This is a genomic window from Streptomyces sp. NPDC046197, assembly GCF_040646295.1.
In the GTDB taxonomy this organism is placed as follows: Bacteria; Actinomycetota; Actinomycetes; order Streptomycetales; family Streptomycetaceae; genus Streptomyces.
Genome location: NZ_JBEYZY010000031.1, coordinates 41149 through 59603 on the forward strand (window position 1 = coordinate 41149; position 18455 = coordinate 59603).

The 18455-nt window shown below is 67.6% G+C and carries 17 protein-coding genes; 3 read left to right on the forward strand and 14 right to left on the reverse strand.

Going from position 1 to position 18455, the window contains the following annotated elements; all coding sequences use genetic code 11:
* Positions 1–14: 14 nt before the first annotated feature.
* Genes AB0A61_RS31960 through AB0A61_RS31995 form a run of 8 tightly spaced genes read right to left on the reverse strand, consistent with a single transcriptional unit; the run spans position 15 to position 10106 of the window.
* The gene (locus AB0A61_RS31960) at positions 15–3212 is read right to left on the reverse strand and encodes an MFS transporter (protein WP_361300022.1); all 3198 of its coding nucleotides are present in this window, start codon (positions 3210–3212) and stop codon (positions 15–17) included.
* A 56-nt stretch (positions 3213–3268) separates the two neighbouring features.
* Positions 3269–4855: a carbamoyltransferase N-terminal domain-containing protein gene (locus AB0A61_RS31965; RefSeq protein ID WP_361300025.1), complete on the reverse strand. Its 1587-nt coding sequence runs from the start codon at positions 4853–4855 to the stop codon at positions 3269–3271.
* Positions 4849–5493, reverse strand: a complete 645-nt coding sequence (locus tag AB0A61_RS31970) for an SDR family NAD(P)-dependent oxidoreductase (RefSeq protein WP_361300028.1) — start codon at positions 5491–5493, stop codon at positions 4849–4851. The genes AB0A61_RS31965 and AB0A61_RS31970 overlap by 7 nt, the downstream gene beginning before the upstream one ends.
* A gap of 40 nt (positions 5494–5533) precedes the next feature.
* Positions 5534–6175: a 2OG-Fe(II) oxygenase gene (locus AB0A61_RS31975; RefSeq protein WP_361300031.1), complete on the reverse strand. Its 642-nt coding sequence runs from the start codon at positions 6173–6175 to the stop codon at positions 5534–5536.
* Between the two features lie 10 nt (positions 6176–6185).
* Positions 6186–6920, reverse strand: a complete 735-nt coding sequence (locus tag AB0A61_RS31980; RefSeq protein WP_361300034.1) for a tyrosine-protein phosphatase — start codon at positions 6918–6920, stop codon at positions 6186–6188.
* Entirely contained in the window at positions 6917–8041 is a 1125-nt protein-coding gene (locus AB0A61_RS31985; RefSeq protein WP_361300037.1) for an aminotransferase class I/II-fold pyridoxal phosphate-dependent enzyme, read from the reverse strand. The genes AB0A61_RS31980 and AB0A61_RS31985 overlap by 4 nt, the downstream gene beginning before the upstream one ends.
* Positions 8038–9402 (reverse strand): radical SAM protein, encoded by a 1365-nt coding sequence (locus tag AB0A61_RS31990; RefSeq protein WP_361300040.1) that lies wholly within the window; start codon positions 9400–9402, stop codon positions 8038–8040. The genes AB0A61_RS31985 and AB0A61_RS31990 overlap by 4 nt, the downstream gene beginning before the upstream one ends.
* A gap of 47 nt (positions 9403–9449) precedes the next feature.
* Positions 9450–10106, reverse strand: a complete 657-nt coding sequence (locus tag AB0A61_RS31995; protein ID WP_361300043.1) for a 2OG-Fe(II) oxygenase — start codon at positions 10104–10106, stop codon at positions 9450–9452.
* Between the two features lie 274 nt (positions 10107–10380).
* Between AB0A61_RS31995 and AB0A61_RS32000 the strand changes: the two genes are divergently transcribed.
* Positions 10381–11007: a 2OG-Fe(II) oxygenase gene (locus tag AB0A61_RS32000; protein ID WP_361300046.1), complete on the forward strand. Its 627-nt coding sequence runs from the start codon at positions 10381–10383 to the stop codon at positions 11005–11007.
* 213 nt (positions 11008–11220) lie between these two features.
* Here the strand turns inward: AB0A61_RS32000 and AB0A61_RS32005 are convergent, their stop codons facing one another.
* Positions 11221–11376, reverse strand: a complete 156-nt coding sequence (locus AB0A61_RS32005; protein ID WP_361300049.1) for a hypothetical protein — start codon at positions 11374–11376, stop codon at positions 11221–11223.
* 35 nt (positions 11377–11411) lie between these two features.
* On the opposite strand from AB0A61_RS32005, the gene AB0A61_RS32010 reads away from it, so the two are divergent.
* Both AB0A61_RS32010 and AB0A61_RS32015 read left to right on the forward strand, forming a co-directional pair.
* Complete coding sequence (locus AB0A61_RS32010) at positions 11412–11600, forward strand: hypothetical protein (protein WP_361300052.1); 189 nt, start codon at positions 11412–11414, stop codon at positions 11598–11600.
* Between the two features lie 682 nt (positions 11601–12282).
* The gene (locus AB0A61_RS32015; RefSeq protein WP_361300055.1) at positions 12283–12411 is read left to right on the forward strand and encodes a hypothetical protein; all 129 of its coding nucleotides are present in this window, start codon (positions 12283–12285) and stop codon (positions 12409–12411) included.
* A gap of 42 nt (positions 12412–12453) precedes the next feature.
* Here AB0A61_RS32015 and AB0A61_RS32020 read toward each other — a convergent pair whose 3' ends face one another.
* The 5 genes from AB0A61_RS32020 to AB0A61_RS32040 form a co-directional block, all read right to left on the reverse strand.
* Positions 12454–12648, reverse strand: coding sequence for a ferredoxin (locus AB0A61_RS32020; protein WP_361300058.1), 195 nt, complete (start codon positions 12646–12648; stop codon positions 12454–12456).
* A 16-nt stretch (positions 12649–12664) separates the two neighbouring features.
* Positions 12665–13897 (reverse strand): cytochrome P450, encoded by a 1233-nt coding sequence (locus AB0A61_RS32025; RefSeq protein WP_361300061.1) that lies wholly within the window; start codon positions 13895–13897, stop codon positions 12665–12667.
* Positions 13898–14034: 137 nt separating this feature from the next.
* A complete protein-coding gene (locus AB0A61_RS32030) occupies positions 14035–15708 on the reverse strand; it encodes an AMP-binding protein (RefSeq protein ID WP_361300064.1) in 1674 nt (557 codons plus the stop codon).
* A 218-nt stretch (positions 15709–15926) separates the two neighbouring features.
* On the reverse strand, positions 15927–17096 hold the full coding sequence (locus tag AB0A61_RS32035; RefSeq protein WP_361300067.1) for an FAD-dependent oxidoreductase: 1170 nt from the start codon (positions 17094–17096) through the stop codon (positions 15927–15929).
* A complete protein-coding gene (locus AB0A61_RS32040) occupies positions 17093–18373 on the reverse strand; it encodes a DegT/DnrJ/EryC1/StrS family aminotransferase (protein ID WP_361300070.1) in 1281 nt (426 codons plus the stop codon). Before AB0A61_RS32040 ends, AB0A61_RS32035 begins: the two co-directional genes overlap by 4 nt.
* Positions 18374–18455 lie beyond the last annotated feature (82 nt).

The window sequence follows — 18455 nt, forward strand, 5'->3', positions numbered from 1 at the left end:
GGACGGCTGAGGGGTCAGGACCGGTCGGCACCCGCCGGGAGCGTCGGAAGGACGTCGGGTGCGGTCGTGTGCCGGATGTCGGCGCCCAGGTTCACCAGGTCCGCGACGAGGTCGCGGTAGCCGCGGGCGAGGTGGTGGTGGTTGCGCAGCGAGGTCCGGCCCGGTACCGCGAGAGCGGCGAGAAGCAGGACCGCGGCGGCCCGTAGGTCGGTGGCGTAGAGGTCGTTGCCGGGCCGGTGCGGCGGGCAAGGGCCGTCGACGCGCAGGATCGTGTCGTCGACCGTCGTCTGCATGCCGAGTGCCGCCAGTTCCGGGACGAAGCCGAAACGGTGCTCCCAGACGCCTTCCGTGATGTAGGTGGGGCCTTCGGCGTACGCCGCCAGCAGGGCCAAGAAGGGCTGGCTGTCGCTGAACACGCCCCGCGACGCGGCGGTGAACTCCACGGGCCGCAACGGCTTCGTCAACGGGTGCACGGTCACCTCGTCGGTGTCGACGTCGACGCGGACTCCCATGCGGTCCAGCAGGTCGAACTCGGGCGCGAGCGCGCGGACCGCGCGGTCGATACCCGGGCCGGTGATCCGCAGCGGCTCGTCCGCCAGCACGACGCCGGCGCAGATCCAGGTGACCACCTCGATCAAGTCGGGGATCAGCGTGCGGTCGACGGGACGGTTGAGCGCCTCCGGGCCGCGGCCGTGGATCACCCACGTTTCAGGCCCGGCGATCTCGATGTCGGCGCCGAGGTCGCGGAGCACGGTGACCAGATCGGTCACGTCGGGCTTGAGGTACGGGTGGTGCAGCGTGGTCGTCCCGTGCGTGACCGCGCCCATCAGCAGTGCGGTCTTGACCGCGCCGCCGTAGCACGGCCCGCTCATGAGCGCTTTGTTGCGCGTGTAGTCGAGCATGTCGATGGTGCACGGCGTGAACCGCTCCGCGGTGAGCTCCACGGAACCGTCCGCGGTGAGCCGGGTGGTGGCTCCGAACCGCTCCATCACGTCCAGAACGTGCTTGACGGGCCGGCCGCGGGGTCCTTCGCCGATCGGGCAGCCGCCGCTCGCGGGCAGCCGAGCCACGCCGTTGCGGGAGATGAGGGCGGGGAGCAGGTAGAGCGAGCCGTGAATCCGGCTGACGAGATCGGCCGGCAGCTCTGCACCGTCCCAAGTGGACGCGTCGAGGGTGAACGTCTCGGCCGGCCCGTCGTAGTGCGCGTTTGCGCCCGTGGCGCGGAAGAGCTCGCCCAGCACAGTGGTTTCGACGATGTCCGGGCAGTTCCTGATGCGCACCGGCGCGCTCGCGGTGGCCGCGGCGGCCGCGGTCGTGACCAGGGAGTGCTTGAACCCGGAGGTTCGGACGGACCCGGAGATCCGGTTCCCGCCGTGGATCTCGAGCAGCGGCTCGCCTGGGGAAGCGGGTTCTCGTTGACGTTCCTGCATGGTGGTACCTCCTGCGCTGAGTGGTGAGAGGTTGGGCGAAGCGGTCTGGTGGGGCCTGGCCGAGGTGGTCCGGCGCGGGCAGGCCGTGGCCGGAATCGAGCGCAGCCACTGCCGCGCTTCCCTCGCGCTGGTCAGGTGAACGACAGTGAGGTCGGGGTGCAGATCGAGAAAAGCAGCCGTCTCGGCCCGCCGGGTGGCGTGCTGGGACCAGGCCCAGCGCAGCGGGTGGCGCGGGTTGCGCAGCATCGACCGCCAGGTTTCCCGGTTGCCGTGCCACAGCTGCCGGCCGGTGGCGGCCCGTACCACCGAGCGCCGCAGCACGCGGCTCATGACTGTTCGGCGGGGCAGGTCGAGCCAGACGAACGTGTCGGCGCGATCGCCGAGCAAGTCACCGATCACCCAGTGGTACTGGGCGTCGCAGATCCACGACGGCGTCCGCGTGACGCGCTCCACGTCGCTCTCGAACTCCGCGCGGCGGGTCCATCCGGGCCCGTGGTAGAGCGCGTCCATTTCGATGTGGCGGATGCCCAGCACCCCTGCGAGGGCCGCGGCCAAAGTTGTCTTGCCCGCGCCGGAAATTCCGCCGACGACGATCCGCTGCATCGGCGCCGGCTCGGGCGCCGCCACCCGTCGGGTCGGCCGCGTGAGGAACCCGACCGCCGGAATCGTCACCGCGCAGACAACAGCCAGGCCGAGCCACAGGACGCTGTTCCCCTGTGCCAGCAATGCCGTCCCGGCCGCGGGAGCGGCTGCGCCCGCGATTCCCCAGGACGTCTGGAAAGTCGCGCTGTAGCGACCTTCCAGACCGACCGGGGCGGCGGCGTTCGCCATCGTGGTGACGACCGGGGCGAACAACGCATCGCCGAGCGTGCCGACCAGCGCCGCGCAGAGCACAACCACGGTCGTGGCCGGCCCCGCCCAGCCGGTCGCCGCCATGACGAGGACCGACAGTCCGAAAAGGCCGGTCGCCAGGCGCAGTGCCCGCGGGGCGGAGATGCGCCGCGCGTAGGCGACCGCGGGCCGCCGAGCCACGGCCATCGACACGCAGGTAACGGCGATCACCACCCCCGGCACCCACGACGGCTGCCTCAGCACCACGATGGCGACCACCGGGAGCATCGCCGTCAGGCAGTCGGAGATGAACGCAAGCGCGAGCGTCAGCAGGCACAACCCCAGGAAGCCGGGGTCGTCACGAAGGTCGCGCCACCGCCATGCTCGCCTGTCAGCCGAGGACTGGGCTTCGTGGGAGGCCCGGACGCGCCAGCGCACCGTGAGCACCAGGACCATGGCCGCCACGTAGGTCAGGCCGTTGAAGTAGGCGACCAGGTGCAGGCCCGTGGTGCTGCCGATCAGCAGCCCGCCGGCGGTCGCGCCGATCGTGCCGCCGACCGCCCACCCGATGACCTTCAGCACGCTCGACGTGCTCAGCACACCGATGAGCGCGTCGTCCGGAACCAACCGGGCCAGAAGCGGTGTACTGGCCGTCCAGAACAGCCGGTCCGCGGCCGCCGCGACGAAGGCGAGCGCGCCGACCTCCCACGTGGCGGAGACGAAGGGGAACAGCGCGAAGACCGCGGTGCGCACGGCGTAGCTCAGGGCGGCCGCGTTCGCCGGACCCCACCGGTCCACCAGCAGGCCGTTCACCGGTCCCGCCAGGAGGCCGAGGAGCCCGCCGATCGTCAGTGCGACACCGACGTCTGCCAGGGAAAGGTGCTGCCCCTGGGTGAAGAAGATCAGCGCGACGGGCGTCCACAGGCCGTTGCCCACGCAGTCGATGGTCATTGCCATCAGGTAGGTGCGTTTTCCGGGCGTTTCACGTCCCCGGCGCACCCTGCTGATCACGGCGCCTCCGATTCGGTACCGGCGCACTGGTACAGCTTGCCTTCGCTCCAGATCCGGTCGACCCCGCCCCAGGCCGTGGCGGAGGTGGCGTCGGGGAAGAAGACGCTGCCGTCGAGGTTCGCGCAGGTGTTGCACAGCACCGGTATGCCGCTGACGTGGTGGCAGGCGGTATGAATCTCCGCCAGCACCTCGTCGTCGACCGAAAGGGTCTGCAGCCGTGCCGTCCCGTCGAGGTGGACGACGGCGGGGATCCGCCGGAGCCAGTCCTGGCGCACCGAGTGGTCGAACAGGATGTGCGGGTCCGGCGTGCGGGGGTCGAAGATCGCCGGGGCCTCGTTGACGAGGCAGATCGGTGCGACCGGCCGGAAGTGCTCACGGTGCTTGAGGTCGTTCAGCCGGTCCTTGATCCGCGGTGAGGTCGCCGCGGCGAGAACGCTGCGCCCGCCCAGGGCGCAGGGCCCCAGCTCTGCCCGGCCGTTGAGCACGACGACCGGTTCGCCGGTCTCGTGCAGGACCCGGGCCAGTTCCGCCGTCGTGCACGGTGCCGAGGTCCAGCCCTCTGGCACCTCGGTGGTAGGCAGCAGTTTCGGGCCGCTTCGCACGTTCCACTCGATCGCCTCGATGCAGGAGTGGCGGATCATCCCCAGCGCCGCGGCGCCGATCGCCGAGCCGGAGTCGTTGGGGAACGGCGGTAGCCACATCCGGTCGACCATCGGCGACTCGCCAAGAGCGCTGTTCCACTTGGTGTTCAGGGCACAGCCGCCGGCGAAGCAGAGGTTGAACCTCCCGGAGTCCTTCCACGCGGCGATGCGCAGAGTCAGCCACTCGACGAGAAGGTCTTCGATGAACTGGTGAATCGGGGCGAGCACGTCCTGGTCGGAGTGGCCGGAGCCGGACAGCCGGGTGCGGGCGGCGTCGAAGAAACGGTGCAGGACAGGCATCGACGGCTCGGCCGGGCTGCCGAACCCGCCGACCGAGTGGCGCAACCGCAGGGCGCGCTCCGACTCGCCGTCGGGCTCGTCGTCGAACACCTCGGACAGCAGCGTCACGATCGACTCGCGGACCTTGCCGAGCGCGAAGTACGCCATCAGTTTCCCGGCCACGGAAAGGTCGTCGACGTGGTCGGGCCGCAGTTCCGGTCGGAAGGGCCCGAAATGGTGCGCGGCCGTGTCGTAGGTGTGGCCAATGAGCCGGAACAGGTGCCCGCCGTTGTCGACCCCGTAGCCCGGGTCCACCCAGTACAGCTGCGGGAACATGTCGCTGTCCCGGACGAGGACGAACGCCGGTTCGCGGCGTTGCGCGAACGGGCTGGTGCAGTAGGCGGACAGCACGTGCCCGGCCGCATGCGAGTAGCTGGTGTACCGCCGCTGTTCACCATCGAGGGTGCAGACGTCGTCCACCACCGGAAGGAGCAGGTCGAAAAGCGGGCCCGACTCGCAGTACGGGCCGACGACCACGTCCGACGCCACCTCGCGGTCGCGGGTCCCGACGGTGCCGGGGACAGCGCCTTCGCCGCCGTCGACCACCCGCTCGTCGACGTCTTCGGTCCGGAAACCGAAGTCCGCCAGCACCGAGGTCACCACGCGCAGGTCCGGGATCGCGCTGTAGCGGGGGGTGTTGGCCAGCTTCTCATCTCGACGCTGAACACGAGGCGGCCGTCGTCCGCCAAGGCGATGGCGCCGTCATGAGTGAGATGGAGTCCGCACACGATCACGATCGAACGCTTCTTTCGTCGGTAGGAGAGGGTGCCGAGGTCATCGTTCAGGCGGGGTGGCAGGGGCAGGCATCGGGCGACCGCTTCGGCGGCGAGTGCTTCGACCCGTCGTGGAGACGGTCGGCAGCACCGTCGAACCGCACGTGGGAGAACCCGGCCCCGGGCGGGCCCCGTGCGATGCAGGTGACCCGGACACCAGTCCCCTCGAGATCGGAGGTCAAGCCGAGGCTCAGCCGATGCGCGAAGGTCCTCGTCGGGCGGTGGACTGTCGAGCCGGGAAACGGGTACGCGGCGGCGATCGACCCGATGGTGACGACGTGCCCGTGCCCTTGCCCTTGCTCGACCCGGTGTGTTCCTCGCGAGTCCGGCCGGCTGTGCCCCGCGGCGGACGAGCGCGATCACCGTGAACCCCCGCTCGGCCAAGACTCGCGCCACCTGTCGGCCGAAGCCGGACGAAGCGCCCGTCACGACTACCGCGCCGCGTTGGCCTTCTGCCACGGTCTTCATCTCACCGAAGTCGTCCCGTCACGGGTTCGGATCCGCCGGGTCACGGGCGGACGAAATGGACGAGCAATGCCAGCCGGTCCACGGGACAGGTCTCGGCGACCGGCGGGACGCCGTGCCAAGATCGGTCCGAACGGACGAGCACGACGGACGTTCCGGTGGTCGGCAGCACCCGCTTCGCGCAGTCGTTCATGTCGGCACTGCGGAGCAAGTGGAGAGCGCCGCTCCAGTCCGCATTCCAGCCGTCGTTGAAGTAGAAGAGGTGTGTCACCGCCTTGTCCGGGCGGTCGGTGTGCGGCTCGATCCAGCAACCACGGGCATAGCGGGTCATGCGAGCCTCAACCAGGCACTGGTCCAAGTACACGTCGGTGAGGGCGGACACCGCCTCGCGGTAGGGCTTCGAAACGACGTCCTCGACGAGCAGCTGCCAGCTCGCGGGGAGCGCGCGCACTTGGTCCTTGTCGACCACACCGGCAGTGACGAGGCTGCGGTTGAACATCCGGTACTGCTTGTCGGACCGGGTCTCTTCCGTGCGCTCCGACTGCTCGAAGCCGACATCGCTGAATTCGCTGCGCAGGTTCTCGGCAATGTCGTCCGTGACGAACGAGCGAGGGATCACGGCGTGGCCGAACGGATCCTGCTCGAGCTCGGCCCGGCTGATGGTCTCGATGTCGACGAGGGACACTTCTTTTTCCTCACAGGTGAACGGGGTGGGTGAACGCGCTGGCGATAGTGCGCAGCCGGGTCTCCTCCTGGAGGCCGTGGAGTATGAGCAACCGGGCGACGCTGCCGTGATCGGCTTCGATTCCGGCAATCAGGGCCCGCATCGTCGCCTCCGGCGTGGAGGTCCGCAGCCGCAGCTGCGCGAGTGTGTCCGTGCGGGTCCAGTTGGGGCGGGGATCACCACTCCGCAATGCGCGGTAGGCGCGGGCGGTCAGGGCGTAGTCCCGGGCGACGTCTGCCGTGCGCACTCCCAGCGCCCGCAGGACCAGGGCGCTGACGACACCGGTCCGGTCCTTGCCCATCGCGCAGCAGATGTAGAGGGGAACCTTCGCCTCGTCGGCGAGCAGGCCCACGATCTCCGCCGCGACCGGCGCCGCTCTGGCCAGCATGCCGCGGTAATTCGCGAGGTAGTCGCTGGGCAGCGGCCGCAGATTACCCCGGATCCGGCTCATGTCGCCGGCCACGGGACGGGGCAGCACGGTCGCACCGGTGCACTCAGGCCCCTGGTACAGCCTGCGTTCGTCGTCCAATCGCAGATCGATGACGGTGCGGATGCCCAGGTTGCCGAGGGCCGGCGCCGTCTCCGGTGACGGCGCCGGCCCTCGGACGAGGATGCCCCGCCGGAGGTACCCCCTGCCAGCACCGCGCAGCCCTCCCAGGTCGCGCACGTTGGGCAGGCCCGGGATCGTGATCTTCCGGGTGCTCATGCCACCTCTCCGCGGTACCAGCCGCCCAGAGCGGCGACAACGCGACGGACGACGGGCTGGTTCGCGACCGCGATGCGGACCGCAGCGGGGAGCCCCGGCGCGCCGGACAGGTCCCGCACGACGATGCCCTGGTCCAGGAGGTACCGGCTCGCGGCCACAGCGACCGTCCGGTCGGGGACGTCCCAGGTCACGAAGTTTCCGCCGCTCGGCCGGGCGTGCCAGCCGGGCACCGCGCGCTCGACCTCGGTCGCGAAACGCTCCCGCAGCTGTCGCACGTCGGCCCAGATCCTGGTGAAGACGGCCTGTTCCCGCAGCGAACGCTGCAGCAGCGCGAGCGCGAGGGTGGAAACCGAGCCTTCCGGATCAAGGTCGAACAGGTGGCGGGCGATCGCCGGGTGCGCGATCGTCACCGCAATTCGGGCGCCTGACAGCCCGTAGCACTTGGAGAACGTGTTGACGCGGACGACGTGGCGCAGACCGGCGAGCTCGCGCACTAGCTCTTCGCCGCCTTCGGTGAACGCCAAGTAGGCGGTGTCCACGATCAGGAGACTGCCGTGCTCCGCCACGGCGGCGGCCAACTCGGCCAGCTCCTCCGCGCCGTGTACCTGCCCGGTGAAGCTGTGCGGTGTGGTGACGACGACGAACGCCGGCGCTCCTCCGTACAGCCGCCGTGCGAGGTCACGGAGGTTGAACAGCCCGGTCTCGGGGTCCGGGGCGACGGAGTCGAGGACACAACCCGAGATCGCCGCGAACTTCGCCCAGCCGTCGAAGTTCGGCTGGTGGAGAACGATCCGCGACACCCCCGGGAACGCCCGGGTCAGCAGGTTCAACCCGGGATCGCTGCCCGCGGTGAGGACGAGGGAATCGACGTCCACACCGAACCGGTCGGCCAGCGTGCTGTAGACCGGTTGCAGGATGGGGTAGGTCAGCACGTCGTTCGAGTCGAACATCGCCAGCGTGGCCCGGTGCACCGCCGCGGCCCGACTGTCGAGCAGCCCGCAGCTCTTGAGGTTGATTTCGTTGGGGACCCGGATGCGCCGGTTGCGGAACTGACCGGTGCTTTCCCGCTGGAAAGGGGAACTTGCCCGCTCCTGCGCCGTCACGAGCGTCTCGTCGGTCATGCCGGACGCAGGGCCGGGCCGGCGGTGCGGGCGGGGATGTTCTCGAACACCTGCGTGACATCCCGCTGGCTGCCGAAGATGATGTCGTAACCGCGGGCCAGCTCGTCGTCGGTCAGCGTGTGGGTGCCTGGCACGAACAGCTGGCGGTTGAACGCGGCCATCTCGTGGTCGAGGAGGTCCGGGCGGGCGTCTTCCCAGGGGGCGTATACGGTCGGCCGGGCGCGGCCGCCGCGTTCCTGGACGGCTTCAATGGTCCGCTCGACACCCTCGATCGTGGTGCCGGGCAACCCGACGATGACGAAGCAGTTCAGCTCGATGCCCGACTCCGTGCACCAGGCCGAAAGCCGGTCGAGGTCCATTGTGGACTTCTGCTTCGCCCGGGGCAGCGACGTGCTTTCCTCCGGGTCGAGCGTCTCCAGCCCGACGCTGATCCGGATGCAGCCAGCCGCACCCATTGTTCGGATCATACCTTCGCTGAGGTGGTGGATCGTCGTCGCGCACTTCCACGGGTACGGGGACCCGCGGCCGATCAGCTCCTGGCAGAGCTCCTCCATCCACTTCTTGTCCAAAGTGAACGTCGGCGCGTAGAACGCCACGTACTCGAACGGTGCCGCATCGAACGACTCTTCGATGTACTGGATCGTCCGCTCGACCGTGAGCCGCCGTTCCTTCTTTGTGAAGATGAGCGGCACCTCGCAGTAGGAGCAGCCGATCGGGCACCCGCGAGCCGCGGGCACGACCAGTTCGCGACGGCGCGGGATGCCACAGAACTTGTTGGCGTCGTCGAAGTAGAGAGCGTCGTAGAGTGCGTGAGGAATCTCGTCGGGCGTGGGCAGGTACCAATCTTCCGCCGGGAGCAAGTCACCACGGCGAGTCGGAGCGACCCAGGAGCCGTCGCGACGCAGGTGCACCCCCGCGGCTTCGGTCGCACGGTCGCAGAAGGTCTCCATCGCGGCGCCGACGCCGGCCTCGAAGTCACCGTTCTCCACGATCGCTTCGATGTCAAAGCGCTCGAAGTAGCGGGGGTTGACCCCGGACAGCCTGCCGAACGTGACGATCGAGGTGTTCGGGTTCAACGCCTTGGCGTAGGTGACGAACCGTCGGAACCCGTCGATGCCGTCGAACTCGTTCATCACGGCGATCGCGTCGTACCGCTCCTGGAAGAGCTTGTTGCCGAGGTCCTTCCACGTCAGGCGCTCGACACTGGCGTCGATCGTGGTCACCTGCGCGCTGGGATAGATGGCGCGCAGGTGACCGGCGACCTGGTACAGCGCGAGGTGGTGTCCCGCGTTGAAGTAGCTGAGCACCTGCGGTGGCCAGATCACGAGGATCTTCCCGGGCTCGTCCAAGATCTTTGCCATGTGTGGTCCTTTCGGTTCCAGCACCGCGGGTGCCGGGCGCCGGACAGTCAGTTCTGCGGCCGGTATGTGGAGCCGGCGAGCTCGGTGGTCAGCCAGTACTCGATCTGGACCGTGATCCGCTCGGTCCCGTCTGGGTGCTCGATCCTCGAGACCGCGTGCCAGGACTTGTCGGTGGGAGGGAAGGCGAGCAGTTGGCCGCCGACAGGGTTGATCTCCTCCGCCGGGCCCGAGCGAGGAGATTCGAAGATCTGGAACTGCCCGCCGGCCTCGACCGGCCAGTCGCGGTTCAAGTAGAGGATCACGGTGATCGCTTTGGTCGGCTTGTCCTTGTGCACCGACAGGTAGTCGCCGTTGCGGTGGGTGTAGAGGCCGATGCTGCGCTGCAGGCCGGCCAGCTTGATCCCGGTCGCCTCTTCGAGCCAGGTCGTGAATTCCGCGCCGCGCAGGTCTTCCACGAGGTCGCGCCAGATGGCCGACAGGCGCGGGAACACGGGGGCGTCCTTTTCGAGGACGACGAGATCCACGAGGTTCATTCGATACTGCTTTTCGTGTCGCGGGTCTTCGATCGCGATCTTCGCGATGTCGGCGGTCGGCATGGTGGAGAGCAACTGCTCGAGTTGATCGGCACCGAGCAGGTCACGGCCGCGGAAGAGCTGGAACGGCCGAGTGCGTTCCTCCAGAGCTGAGTCGAGCGTCAACACCACGGTGTCTCCTTGGGGTTGATCCGGGATTCTCAGGACGGCCGGTCGGCGGCCAGGAATCGATCTGTCCATAGCCTGTACGCGGTCCCCTGCCGACGCCTTGTCGATCCGCTGCCTGGCCACTATCGGTAACTTGCCGCCACTGCCGCGGAGCAGCAAGGTCTTCGCAAACCGGTGCGCCATCACACGGCAAGCGCGACGACGACACTGGCAGGGCAGCCCCGATATCCGAACCGGTGCACAAGCCGACGAACGGACCCGCTGAAAGGTGTGACTCTTGATCAACCTGGACACCCGGCTCGAGACCTGCGATCACCCTTTCCGGCATTTCCGCGGGGCCGGTCTTCTCTCTGCGCGCAGCCTGGCCGACCTCAACGCCACCGCACCGGATCCGGACCTGTTCAAGCGAATAGACACGTCGACTGGCGACGTCCGGCGTCGCTACCGCTCGTCCGTCCTGCCGTTGGCCGACAACAAGAGCGGGCTCACACCCGATCTGGACGCACTGGCGCCGCCTTGGCGCGAACTGGTTACCGATCTGCTGTCCGACGGGTTCACCGGCTGGATTCGACGCGAGACCGGGGTGGACACCACCGGGCTTCATCGCAGGTGCGAGATTTATCGCCACTACGACGGTGACTTCGAGGATCTCAGCACCGGCAAGCTTCACAAGAAGCTGCACATATCACTTCACGTCAATGAGAACTGGCCGAGCGACGGCGGCGGAGAATGCGAGTTCTGGTCCGGTCCGGACAAGTCGGCCGGCCCCGCCTCGACGATGTCACCGGTCGGGGGCACCGCCTGGCTCTATTCGGCATCGACCTCGTCCTGGCACCAAATGGCACCGATCAGCGAGGGGCGAGGCCTGGTGCGGCAGTGGGTCTCCATGTCCTTCTTCGCGTAGACGGCGAACTCCGGCCGCACACTGGTGGGAAGGCAATGTCGTCTGGGAGCGGCGGACCGACGAGGTGCCGGGCCGGTGGAAGGCGACGCTCCACCACGTAGACTTCGTCGGCCCGCCCGGCCGCCCGAAGGGACTGGGCGAGCGGGGCGAGATGCAGCGGAGACCGCGTGAGTGCGCCGATCCTCGACAGCTCACCCATGCCGTCCTTCATCATCAGGCCTCCGACATCGTGCCCTTGAGCCCCAGCAGCCGGTCGTTGTAGTACGAGGGGTCGTAGACGCCGTCGAGGTCGCCCAGCAACGCCCCGGACAGAGAGCACAACTCGATCAGCTGGTGCCAGTCCCGGCCGGTCCGCGCCAGCCGGGACATCTCCACCCCCACCACCAGCCGGCCCGACCCTGCCCATGGTCACTTCGGTCACCAGCCTGGCGAACCCCGTCCGGGACTCGGCGACCGCCGCCGAGCAGCCCAGGTCGTCTTCGATCACCTCCACCCTCGAACGGGCCCAGCCCAGCGCGACGGCCCGCTCGACCAGCCGGTACGGCATCCGCGTGGACTCGGTGTGCTCAACCACCTGCCGGCGGGTGGACTGACGGACGTAAACCACGGCCGCCCGGTCCAGATGACTGGAGCGGATCTTGTCCTGCGACCGGCCCCACGGCGGCAGCAGCTTCGCGTTCACCTGTCCCGCCCTCCTGGCGGCCTGCGCGTTGCCGCGCGCCGCCCGGGCCGCCAGCAGACGCACCGTCAGCTCCCGGCGCGCGGCGGGCAGCGTCGCCCATAGTGCGGTCAGGGGTCTGGACGTCGGGGTCGGACGCCGCTCCCCACCCCTGCCGCATCCGCCGCCGCCGACCGATCAGCGTGGCCAACCGCAGCAGGGCCTCCACCTGGATTATCGCCGCCTCGGACGGCGATGAACCGGCTTGAGGCGCTTCGCGGGTGGCGCACTGAGACCGTCCTGGACGAGGTCAAAACCCACCAGGGCGGCCCCGGTCTGGTCGTGCGCTCCCAGCACCCGGACGGCGTCGAACAAGAGATCTACGCGTTCTTCCTGGTGCACCACGCGATCCGGGACCTGATGCGCCAGGCCGCCCGGCGGTCCGATCGCGATCCGGGCCGCTTCGATTGCACCCGCACCCTGCGCCGTCGCCCGCCGCCAGGTCACCGACCAGGCGGAGCTTTCCCCTCTCCCGGCTCACCCAGGCACTCACCCAGACTCCGCGCGAGATCGGCGAACGTCTCCTGGAGCCCCGGCGGTTGCGTGCCAACCCCCGCGTGATCAAACGCAAGCTGTCCAACGGGGCGCTGAAGCGCGCCGAGCACCGCACCCCGCCGCGACCCGACGCTCCGATCGTCAACATGGTCGAGCCCGCGAAGACCGCCTACACCCGCAGAAAGCCCTAAGTCACCGGCTTTGGATTCAGCCCGGCTGGCCGACGGAGACGGTCACTCCTTGTCGATCCAGATGGCCAATGAGGGGCACAGGTTGACCGCCTGCCGGACGGTCGGCTGGTCCCCCTCGGCCGGATCCACCGTCAGCGGCGCGACCAGTCCGTCGTCGTCCTGGTCGAAGACGGCGGGCGCGGCCAGCACGCACTGGCCGGCGCCGACGCACCGGTCTCTGTCCGCGGTGATGTGCATGGGTGTGCCTCTTCCCTCAGAAATTCACCGGCACCTGGTAGATACCGTAGATCCCGGCGTCGTTCTTGTACGGCAGGTCGTCGGCCGGCACGGCCAGCGACAGGCTTGGCACCCGCCGGAACAACGTCTCGAAGACGATCTCGAGCTCCGCCCGGGCCAGATTCTGGCCGAGGCACTGGTGCACGCCGTAGCCGAAGGCGACGTGGTGCCGCGCGCCGCGGTGGAAGTCCAACTGGTCCGGGTTCTCGAAGACCTCGTCGTCCCAGTCGGCGGCCAGGCCGGACACAATGACGCCCTCGTCCTTGCGGATGGTCACACCGCCGAGCTCGATGTCCTCGGTCGCCACCCGAGCGGGCGCGTTCTCCACGATGCTGAAGTAGCGCAGCATCTCCTCGATCGCCGAGGGCAGCAACGACGAGTCGGCCGTGACCTGCGCCTTGTGCTCCGGGTTCTCCAGCAGCGCCACCGTGCCCAGCGAGATCATGTTCGCGGTGGTCTGGTGCCCGGCGATCAGCAGCATGATGGCGGTGCCGACGATCTCTTCGTGCGTCATCACCGGGGTCTCCCGGTTGCGCGCGATGAGCCGGCCGATCACGTCGTCGGTGGGCTCGCCCTGCTCCTTCTCGGTGACCAGGGCCTCCAGGCAGTCGTTGAGCGCGTCGGAGGCCGCGGTGCGCTCCTCCGGCGAGATGGTCCGGCTGATCAGCTTGCGCGCCCACTCGTGGAAGTCGTGCCGCTGCTCGTAGGACACGCCCAACAGCTCGCAGATCACCAGCGACGGCACCGCCTGCGACACGTGCTCGACCAGGTCGGCCGGCTGCGGCGCGGCCAGCAGGTCGTCGACGCTCTGGTCGACGATCTCCTGGATGCGCGGGCGCAGCGCGGCGATCCGACGCAGGGAGAACTCGCTGGTCAGAATCTTGCGGTGGGCCCCGTGCTCGGGCCCGTCCAGGAGGATCATGGACCGGCGGGTGCTGAGCCGGCGGATGCGCTCGAACGCCGTGCGCTGCTCGGTGGTCAGCTTCCCCGGGAACGCCGGGTGCCGGCGGTCGGAGCTGACCCGCGGGTCGGCGAGCAGCTTACGGGCCAGCTCGTGCTTGGTGACCAGCCAGGCCAACTGGCCGTCGGGCATGCGGACCCGGCTGACCGGCTCCTGCTTGCGGATCTCCCGGTACTCGGCCGGCGGGTGCATGGGGCACTCGCGGGCCATCGGGAACGACGGAACTTCGTGTTCGAGCATCTCGGTCATTGGACCCGCTCCCCAGCGTTGAAATCGGTCGGCACCATTTCGGCCTTCTCCAGTGGTCGCGCGCAGCGCGACCAACCGCGAGATCGCCGCTTACCTGTTTCTCTCACTCCACGATCAGCTCGCACCTGCGGCGCCCGTCACGGTTGGGCCTGCCGTTCCGCTGCCGCCGCACGAAGGGCGACCCGGTTGATCTTGCCGACACCGACCATCGGGAGGGCGCCAACGATCCTCAGTTCCTCGGGCAGTTTGAACGTGGCAAGTCCGCGTTCGGTGAGGAAACGGCGGAGTTCAAGCAGTGTCGGCTGTGTCTCGGGGTCGAAAGGGACGGCAAAAACGCAAACTGTCTGCCCCCAAACTGCGTGCGGCATCGCGACCGCTGCGACTGCTTGCAACAATGGATGCTCGCTGAGCAATGATTCGATTTCACCGGCTGATATTTTCTCTCCTCCGCGGTTGATGACATCACCGATCCGACCTTCTACTACCAGGCCACCTGACGGGTGAATCCGCACCAAGTCGCCGGTACGGTAAAAACCGTTGTCAGTGAAGGCGCGCGCATTAGCCTCCGGTGCCGCGTAATATCCGGCAACCGTGTACGGGCCCCTGGTCAGCAGTTCTCCCACCTCACCTTGAGCCACCTCTTTGCCGTCCTCATCCACAATGCGGATCTCGTCGCCAGGTGAGGCTGGCCGCCCCTGAGTGTGTGCAATGACGTCACCGGAATCATCAAGAGCGGTGTAGTTCAGCAGACCTTCGCTCATGCCGTAGCACTGCTGCACCGTGCAGCCGAGCAGCATCTGGGCCTCGGTCGCAGGGGCAGGCTCCAAACGGGCGCCACCGACCTGCATCACGCGCAGCGACCCCGGCCGGTGGCCCCTTTGACGGACCTCATTCAGCCACTGGGTGACCAGTGCAGGCACCAACGTGGTATGCGTCACCCTCTCGTGGTCAATGAGATCGAGTGTCGCTGCGGGATCTCCCGGCGAGCCCAGAACGACCCGGCCGCCGAAGGCCAGGGCGCCAAATATCCCAGGGCAGTTCAGGACGAATCCGTGAGCCCCCGACATGACAGCGAGGTATACCGTGTCCGGCGACAGTGCGGCCCACTGCGCGGCCATCCGAATCATGTAGCCGTAGCCTTCGTGGGCGCGCGCGATTGCCTTCGGAGGACCGGTGGTCCCGCTGGACAAAAGGAAGACGGCAGGCTCATCGTCCAGCGGCGGTCCCAGATCGGGCATGGGCCTGGCTTCGGGATCCGGACGGCACATCTCGACCAGGTCTGCGGTACCAGTGCCTGCGAGACCGGCGTCTGGCGTGCGATCAGCGACCAGGATGTGCCGGATGCTCGGACAGTTCTGCTGTAGTTCCCTCGCCAGTGCGGCATGATCGAAACGCTGCCAGCGGCGCGGTACGGCCACGGCCGTAGGCCGGGTGGCCGCTACTACTGACAGCAGCTCGCGGCGACGCAACGAGGGCACCGCCATGACCGGGTGCGCACCCAACCTCATCAATGCCAGCGGCAGTACCACCAACTCCAGGTCGTTTGGGAGTTGGACCAGCACGCGATCCCCCCGCGAGATCCCGAGGGCGGACAGCTTGGCGGCGGCGCCGGCGACCGCGTGCGCCAGCTCGCGCCTGGTCAGACGGCCGCTGGGGCCGGAGACGGCCTCTTTTTCAGGGTGGTCGCCCGCATGTCGCAGCACCAGGCGGTCAACCCGCTCAGGAAGCCACCACCGACGGTGGCGATACTCCCGCGCGCGACTCGGCGGGATTCGCGGAAGATCGAGATCCTCGGGGCGGAATGAATTCACGCCCCGTCACCTGCCTGGGCCTCCGGTTCCACGCCAAGACTGATGAGGATCGACGTCAGTTCTTCCAGGACCGTCACTGCACATGCCTTTCTCGCGACCACTGAGCGTAGGAACGCCAAGGAGCGCCGAAGATGATTGCTGGTGTCACGTTCACCCTGCGCAGAGATGTGCCCTATTCGGCGATCCTGCTGCCAAGAACGGTCATTCTGCGGACTGGCTCAGATAGCCGATTGCAGGGCGAGCCGTGAGATGTCGTATCTGGTAGCTTCCTCCACAGCCAGGTCGGCGCAGATCCGACCAAAAAGCGGTACAAACTTGAACGCCCAGCCCGCCCCGTAAACAACGAGTTTTTCTCCGTGCGTAATCAGGTTCTGCGCGGTGCCGAGGAAGAACTGCCGTTCGGGATCCGTGGGCAGCACAGCCAGGCAGGTTGAGGTCCGTGCTGGTTCGGGATCGACACTGGGCAAATGGTCCCTTAGCCATCCTGATAGCCGTTGCATCTGGCGACGGTCGGCAACGCCTGTGGCCGTCGATGGGTGGCCCAGTGGATCCACTTCAAAGATCGGCCCGCAGCGCACAAACTCCCCGGGAGCCCACGGGTTGTGGCCGAATCCGTAGAACAGGTTGGTATCTTCCTGCGTTGGCTGCTGGAAGGCGAACCAGAACGGCGCCTCAGCTACCGGATTGGCCTGCCTGTAGGTCGCAAGTGCCATCTCGTACACCGAGTACGCCAGTCGCGCCCCCAGTGGCTCCAGCAGGTCGTTGGTGTAGGGACCGCAGGCCAGCACGACTTTGCCGGCACGGTAGGTGCCCCGATCGGTGGTAATAGTCACGCCGCTCGCGTCCGGCAGAAGTGCCGTCACCGTCTCAGCAGCACGCAACGTGCAATTTGCCGTCTGTGCGAGAGTGAATAGAGCCGACAACGTACCCCTGACGTCGATCGTGCCGCCGTCAGGCTGGAGGAACCCCTCATAGTTTTTGGGAAGGCCGCGGAACCCGAATCGCCGCTCAATGTCGGTGACGTTGAGCCATTCGTAGCGCACCGAGAGCTTGTCCATCACCGCCGCGGTCCCCGATATCTGGCCCTCGTTCGTAACTACGTCGGTGTCCCCGAACCAAAGGCTGCCGATCTCGTGGATGAGGCGACGCTCGCAACGGCTCTCCAGCGCGCGCCACATCGGAAGGGTCTCCAATGTCAAGCGGAACAGGTCCTCCTGGGTGTATTGCAGTCGCCAGTGACGTTCGGCGCCGCTTGTTCCCACGACTTCGTTGAAGAACGTGTGCCGCTCCAAGACCAAGACTCGATGGCCGCGTTCAGCTACCTGCCAGGCGGTAGCCAGGCCGATGGGCCCGCCTCCCACGACCACCACGTCATAGGACTCCGTCATGCCCGAGCCTCCTCGTAACTCGACGCTCCGCCATCGCCGATGCCTCGCCGTTTGGTGAGCGCGGACTTCAAAGCCAGCACCAGATGCTCAACCTGGGTGTCGGTCATCGATGGGTAGCACGGCAGATTGACCTGCTCGTGAAACCAGATCCGTTCGGTGACCGGACACTCACCGAGGCGATGACCTCGGCCTCGCCACTCAGGACGAAGATGGAGGGGGAAGTAGCGCAGCTGAACTTGAACTCCAGCGTCTTCGAGAGCGCGGATGAGCTCGTCGCGGCTCGTCCCTTGGCCTTGCTGGATGAAGAAGGTAAACAAGTGGTAGGGATGGTAGATGTCCTCGGGTACTTCAGCCACCCGCACGTGTGGGAATTCCGCCAGCGTCTCGGTGAGGCGTCCAGCGATCCACCGCCGCCGCTCGGCTAGCTCCTTGAGACGCTGCAACTGGGTGAGTCCGACGGCCGCCCCAGCCTCGCTGAGAGTGGCATTACTACCGGGATGGCGGACGCGGAGGCACAGTTTCTCGTATGAATCCCCCGCCCACATCATCCATGGTTCCGAGCGTTTGTATGGCCCGGCCACCAGCGGTGAAGGGACGAACACTCCGTCGGCGGCATTGGAGCGGATGCGGTCGACGCGCTCAGCCCACTCTGGATCGTCGAAGGTGACCATCCCGCCCTCGCCGAGCGTCGTGATGTTCTTGCTGGAGTGGAAGCTGAAACACCCAATGTCGCCAAGCACGCCAGGTCGCCGGCCACGGTAAAGGGCACCCAGCGCGTGAGCGCAGTCCTCGATCACACGGATGCCGTGCCGTCGGGCCACACGCATGATCTCGTCCATCCGAGCTGGCCGACCTCCATAGTGGACCAGGATCAGGGCCCTGGTTCTCGGGGTGATCAGCGACTCGAACGAGGCGACATCTACGTTCAGAGTGTCTGGCTCCACGTCGCAAAAACGAACGGTCACATCGTGGGCCAGCAACGGGTCAGCGGTAGCCTTGAAAGTCTGCGGAGTCACGATGACTTCGTCACCGGGAGCGAGGTCCAGCAGGTGCACCGCAAGCATGACGGCAACTGTTCCACTTGTGACAGTCATCGCATACCGGCTGCCAATGTGCTCGCGCATCGCCTGCTCGAACTTGTCCCTCCAGCGTCCTTGCGAGAGGCTCTCGCCGGACCGGATGAGCTTGCTCAGCACTGCCAACTCGGCGTCCCCGAGGACACTTCCCACGCTGGGGGCCGGTATGAAGAACCTGGAATTTGCGTTCACAATCGGCATGCCGCCTGTACTGATGTGCCGCCCGCGGACTCGAGCACGACAGCACCCGCCGCGGCCGCGAGGTCGGATGTGGCCTGGCCTG